We start from the raw sequence: 5,440 nt of genomic DNA on the forward strand, positions 1-5,440 counted from the left end.
GCCTCTTTCTCTGCCACAAGTCTCTCCCTTTATCTGCCCACGGCACCGCAGCCGGCCATGGTGCAAGCATAGCGCCCGTGTACGGTGTTTGTCAGCGAATTCACCAGACCAGACACGAAACCTGACAGCGGCCACCGAACCCGATATGCTCCGCTGACGTATGACTCCCTGTGTTGATCAACGGAGACGAGCAGTATGGATATCGGCGATATGCGTCGGGATTTCGAAAGCGAAGGGCTGGACCGGGAACACCTGAACGAAGATCCCGTGCAGCAGTTCCAGACCTGGTTCGAGGATGCCAGAACGGCGGGCATTCTGGAGCCCAATGCCATGTCACTGGCCACCACCGGTGTCGATGGCATGCCCGATCTCAGAACCGTGCTGCTGAAGTATTTCGACAACCAGGGATTCGTGTTTTACACCAATTACGGCAGTCGCAAGGCTCAGGAGCTTCAGGAGAATCCCCGGGCCGCCCTGCTATTCCCGTGGATTGGCCTGAACCGGCAGGTGCGTATTCAGGGTGCGGTCGAAAAGGTCAGCAAGGCGGAATCCCTGCGCTACTTTTCGTCCCGGCCCCGGGGCAGCCAGATTGGCGCCTGGGTTTCAGAGCAGAGTCAGGTCATTACATCCCGAGGCCTGCTGGAGCAAAAAGTCGCGGAGATGAAGCGCAAATTCAGTTCCGGAGAAATTCCGCTTCCCAGTTTCTGGGGCGGGTACCGGGTGGTTCCGGAGCGAATCGAATTCTGGCAGGGAAGGCCGAGCCGGCTTCACGATCGATTTGAGTACGTGAGAGAGGGCGATGGCTGGACAATCCAACGACTGCAACCCTGACCGGCCGGCAATCTGGCTATGCCACCAGATTAACCGGAACCTGTCTCAGGCTCCGGCCTGGATGACCGCCGATGAAGGCGAAACCCTGGCGCGCCTGGAAGGGCCCAGGCGCCAGGAACACCTGACCAGCCGCTGGCTGATTCGCCAGGCCCTGGCCCGGGCCAGTGGTGAGGCTCCGGCAAGCTGTAATCCGGTACCGGGACGGCCCGTTGCCTCCGCCAGCCCGCAGGGCTGGCACCTGTCCCTGAGCCACAGCCAGGGGCTGACTGCCTGTGCCACCGGCCGGGACGCCCTGGGGATTGATCTGGAACCAAGCCAGCGCCGGCCAGACTGGGCCAGAGTGACGACACGCTGGTTCACTCCCGTTGAGCAGGAATGGCTGCTGAAGGCGGACGATCCATTCAGCTTTCTCAAGACCTGGACCCTGAAGGAAGCCTGGCTGAAGGCAACCGGGCGGGGCATCGCTGGCAACCTGCAGACTCTGGAAGTGCGCAAGAATTTCGAGCTGTACGGGGATCAGCCGGACCGACACTGGCAGGCCAGTTGCCTTTATGCCGAGGGCTTTCTGGTCACCCTGGTTTATCCCTGCGATGGCAACCCGGATAACGCCAGTCCCTGGCCGGAGATCACCTTGCTGGAACCACCACCAGATGACTACAATCTGGAGCCGGCTCCCAGCCTGGACCTTACCTGGGAGCCTCTGTTTCACCGGCTAATCAGAGCCCGACCATAGGTGATAGGCGAGGCCACTATGCCCCAGACCACCGGCCGTTGCCCCTGGTGCGGCACCGATCCACTGTACGTGCACTACCACGATACCGTCTGGGGGCGCCCGGAATATGACAACCAGGCGCTGTTCGAGAAACTCTGCCTGGACGGACAACAGGCCGGCTTAAGCTGGATTACCATCCTTCGCAAGCAGGAAAGCTACCGCCAGGCCTACGCCGGCTTTGACCCGGAGCAGATCGTCCGCTTTGATGAGGACGATATCGCCCGCCTGCTGGCAGACCCGGGAATCATCCGGAATCGCCTGAAAGTACATTCCATTATCCGCAATGCCCGAGGCTTCCTGGCTCTGCGGGATCAGGGCATCTCGTTCTCGGAGTTTCTGTGGCAATTCGTCGACGGCCGGCCAATCCAGAATCGGTGGCAGGCACTGGCTGAGGTTCCCGTCACCACCCCGGAATCCGAAGCCATGTCCAAGGCCCTGAAGAAAGCTGGCTTTAATTTTGTGGGCCCAACCATCGTCTACGCCTTCATGCAGGCCACCGGCATGGTCAATGATCATCTGGTGTCCTGCCACACCCACACGGAGTGCCGGCAACTGGCACAATGATCTTACCGGGCCGGTTGATCGTAAGTTCCCCTGACACATCATTTCGGGAGCTTCACGGTGCGCATTACCCTCGACGAACTCAAAAACCTGGAACAACCGGTGATCGACCTTCTGGAGATCCTCTCCCTGGAGGGCCAACAGTACATGGCTCGCCTGCATGGCCCTGGAGGCATGAAGGTACTGTCGGACCATAAAGGGCAGACCCGGCTGTTCCGCAGCGCCTGGCAGATTCAGGACACCCTCTCCAGCTACACCATTCGCGAAACCCAGGTGGTGCATCCCTCCGCGTACCATGAAATGGTCGGGATGGCGCCGGCAGACATTGAACCCATGCGGATACAGGTACAGAGGCAGAAGTCGTGATTTCAGTTGCTCGCCTCGCTGTTCTGGTCGGCATTGCCGGCCTGATTCCATTCATTCTAGGCACCGCTGGCCTGTTCCTGATGCCAGCCAACAGCGTTGCCATTCTGGCGTGGTTCTATATCTACAGTGCCGGTATTCTCGCTTTTATGGGCGGAATCTACTGGACCATTGCCATGCAGCTGGAAAACCGCTCCTACCCGCAATCGCCCCTGGTGACCATGCTGCTGAGCCAGTTGTTCTTCGTTGCCGCCGGTATCGGACTGTTGCTACAGACGCCACAAAAAATCCCGCTCTACATCGTCGCGTTCCTGTTGCTGTATCTGGTAGACGCCCGCTGGATGCGAAGCTACTGGCCGGCCTGGTACTTGAAGATGCGATTGGTGCTGACCACCGTGGTACTGGCTTGCCAGCTAACCGTGGCCGGCTGGTTCTTCCTGCTGCACGGTGCCTGATTCAGGCACCGTCAGGATCGGTTCCAAACAGGGTCTGCAGCTTTCTCAGGGCTCCTTTCTCGATCTGGCGCACTCGCTCCCGGCTCAGGCCCATCTGCTCCGAGATGGTTTGTAGAGTCTCGGGTTCAATCAAGCCAAGCCCGTAACGCCGGGTCAGGATATCCCGCTCCCGGTCCGACAATGCCCCCATCATGCGCTCCAGCCGAATCATCCGGTCCCGCGCCCGAAACGGCTGGTCCGGGCGGGTATCAGCACCCGCATCAAGACTGTCAGCCAGGGTCACCGATCCATCTTCGACCAGTGGTACATCCGTTGAAACTTCCCGGGCCGCCAGGGCTCTCAGTTCGCCAATCCTGGAAGGTGTGGCCTCCATTTCCCGAGCCAGCTCGGACTGGGTGGGCTCCCGGCCGAGGGATTGATGCAAACGCATGGACACCTTCTGCAACTGGCGGATCTCCTCCACCACGTTTTCCGGCGTATGCACCACACGCACACCCCGCTGCAGGCAGCGGCGCACTTCCTCGCTGATCCACCAGTAAGCGTAGGTGGAAAACCGGAAGCCCTTGCCGGGGTCGTAGCGCTCTACAGCCTTGATAAGCCCCACGTTGGCGTCCTGGATCAGGTCCGACATGGCAATGCCATGATGGCCGTAGCGGCGGGCGATATGTACCGCCAGCCTCAGATTGCTCTGAATCAGGCGGTGACGGCAGGCCAAGGCAAGGTGGTAAGCCCGGCGACAGCGGGCCGAAAAGGCACAGGCATCCCCGAGGCTACCCACCACATCCCGCAAGGTTTGTGGGGTATCCTCGGGTAATGCCAGTTCGGTGTGAATCACCCGTAGCGACCGGATCAGCTTTCTGGCCAGACGCCGTTCATCGGTTTCGCTGAGGAGGTCATGCCGGGACGCATCCCTGAAATACAACCCGACCAGGGAATCCCTTTCACCATCGTTGGGCAGCGTCGGAAGCGGTCCCGGCCGGCTCTGTATCTGCATGGCTCGGTACCCGTTTGATATTTATTGAGAATACGCATGTCAGGCAGACATGGATTCCCCGGCAACGAGGGGAAAACCGAAATACAGGAATACAGAAATGAGGATGAGCGGGGGAGGGATCGGTCACGCCCGGCCATGAAACCTCACAGGTTGTGAGACGGCCGACCGGGCGCCCGATCTGGAGGCAAGACTCCTCCATTACCCACAGACGAAGCGACCGGTTCCGCCTGTGGGTAATTCCTAGCCGGCGGTGGTTGATGCCGCCACGATGGCATATTCGTGGTTATGAGGCTCAATCAGCGCCCCGTGCAGGGCCACAATCGCCTGGTCGTATTTGTCTTCGTCAACCACGAACTGGATATCCACCTGGCGCATACACTGGTGGATCGCCAGCACGCTGATGTCCTTGTCAGCCAGTGATTTTACCGAACGGGCGAGAATGCCCGGCACCTTCATATCACTGCCAATGGCAGACACCAGGGCCACTTTGCGGGTACTGATTTCGGCATTGGGGAACTCTTCTTCCAGTGCCTTGACCACCCGCTTCACGTGCTTGAGCGTGGTATCCACGTAGTGGGTAATGGTATTGGCATTGGTGTCCTTGGACATGAACCGCACTTTGAAACGGCTCAGTACATCCAGAATACGGCGGTCGGAACCCGGCTCGCCCTGCATGTCCTGGTCGAACACCTCAATGGCAAATACGCCTTTGGCACCGGCCACGATCTCCACCTGGGGTTTTTCACTGACGTAGTCACCAGTGATCAGCGTACCAGTGTGCTCCGGCTCAAAGGTGTTCATCACCCGCAGCGGAATCTCGTTCTGGCGCAGACCTTTACCAGCCCGCGGGTGAATCGCTTCCATCCCCAGGTTGGCCAACTGGTCGGCGACGTCGTAGTTGGTACGCCCTAACGGAACCACCTTGTCTTCGCCAACAATGTTCGGATCGGCAGAGCTCAGATGGTATTCCTTATGGATGATCGCTTCCCGGGCGTTGGTGATCACCGCCGTGCGGCTGAACGTCATCTCACTGTAGCCCCGGTCGAAGGTACGCATCAGACCTTCCTTGCACTGGGCATAACCGGTCACGATTGGCAGTTCCCGGCTCAGGTCGATGGCATCGAAGGCCTGCTTGAGCTTTTCATCCAGCGGCAGCAATTCACTGTCGCGCCAGCCGGTGAGATCGACAAAGCGGGCGTTAATACCTTCCTGCTGCAGTTTCAGGGCGGTATTGAAAGCACTGTGGGCCTCGCCAATCCCCGCCAGCATCTCCCGCACGGTGAGCAGATGCTCTTCAAGCTGGAACTGGCCATAGGAACACAGGCGCTGCAGGTCGATCAGGCAGCCCCGGACCCCCTCAATGCGATCAGTAATGAACTGGTCCGCCTGCTGCTTGAGCATCGGATCGGCAAACAGCTCACCGTTGATGTCCGTCAGCAGTTGAATCAGCTTGGTAAGGTCGTC

At 59.4% G+C, this 5,440-nt stretch carries 7 protein-coding genes; 5 read left to right on the forward strand and 2 right to left on the reverse strand.

Annotated elements, in window-relative coordinates:
- The first annotated feature begins 195 nt into the window (after positions 1-195).
- The 5 genes from pdxH to B3Y70_RS02640 are packed head-to-tail and all read left to right on the forward strand — an operon-like array spanning position 196 to position 2,982.
- Positions 196-831 carry a pyridoxamine 5'-phosphate oxidase gene (gene pdxH / locus B3Y70_RS02620; protein WP_273030829.1) on the forward strand — a complete coding sequence of 212 codons (636 nt, stop codon included), beginning with the start codon at positions 196-198 and terminating at the stop codon, positions 829-831.
- On the forward strand, positions 800-1,564 hold the full coding sequence (locus B3Y70_RS02625) for a 4'-phosphopantetheinyl transferase family protein (protein ID WP_273030831.1): 765 nt from the start codon (positions 800-802) through the stop codon (positions 1,562-1,564). Before pdxH ends, B3Y70_RS02625 begins: the two co-directional genes overlap by 32 nt.
- Positions 1,565-1,582: 18 nt before the next feature.
- Entirely contained in the window at positions 1,583-2,167 is a 585-nt protein-coding gene (locus B3Y70_RS02630) for a DNA-3-methyladenine glycosylase I (RefSeq protein ID WP_273030833.1), read from the forward strand.
- 57 nt (positions 2,168-2,224) lie between these two features.
- The gene (locus B3Y70_RS02635) at positions 2,225-2,530 is read left to right on the forward strand and encodes a DUF6482 family protein (RefSeq protein WP_023011984.1); all 306 of its coding nucleotides are present in this window, start codon (positions 2,225-2,227) and stop codon (positions 2,528-2,530) included.
- Positions 2,527-2,982, forward strand: a complete 456-nt coding sequence (locus B3Y70_RS02640) for a DUF3429 domain-containing protein (protein ID WP_011783731.1) — start codon at positions 2,527-2,529, stop codon at positions 2,980-2,982. Before B3Y70_RS02635 ends, B3Y70_RS02640 begins: the two co-directional genes overlap by 4 nt.
- A gap of 1 nt (position 2,983) precedes the next feature.
- Here the strand turns inward: B3Y70_RS02640 and B3Y70_RS02645 are convergent, their stop codons facing one another.
- Positions 2,984-3,976: a sigma-70 family RNA polymerase sigma factor gene (locus B3Y70_RS02645; RefSeq protein WP_288589139.1), complete on the reverse strand. Its 993-nt coding sequence runs from the start codon at positions 3,974-3,976 to the stop codon at positions 2,984-2,986.
- A gap of 240 nt (positions 3,977-4,216) precedes the next feature.
- On the reverse strand, positions 4,217-5,440 hold a 1,224-nt coding region (locus B3Y70_RS02650; protein WP_288589141.1), incomplete at its 5' end, for an aspartate kinase.

It is taken from the genome of Marinobacter sp. UBA5687 (assembly GCF_002420325.1).
GTDB classification, from domain to species: Bacteria; Pseudomonadota; Gammaproteobacteria; order Pseudomonadales; family Oleiphilaceae; genus Marinobacter; species Marinobacter nauticus.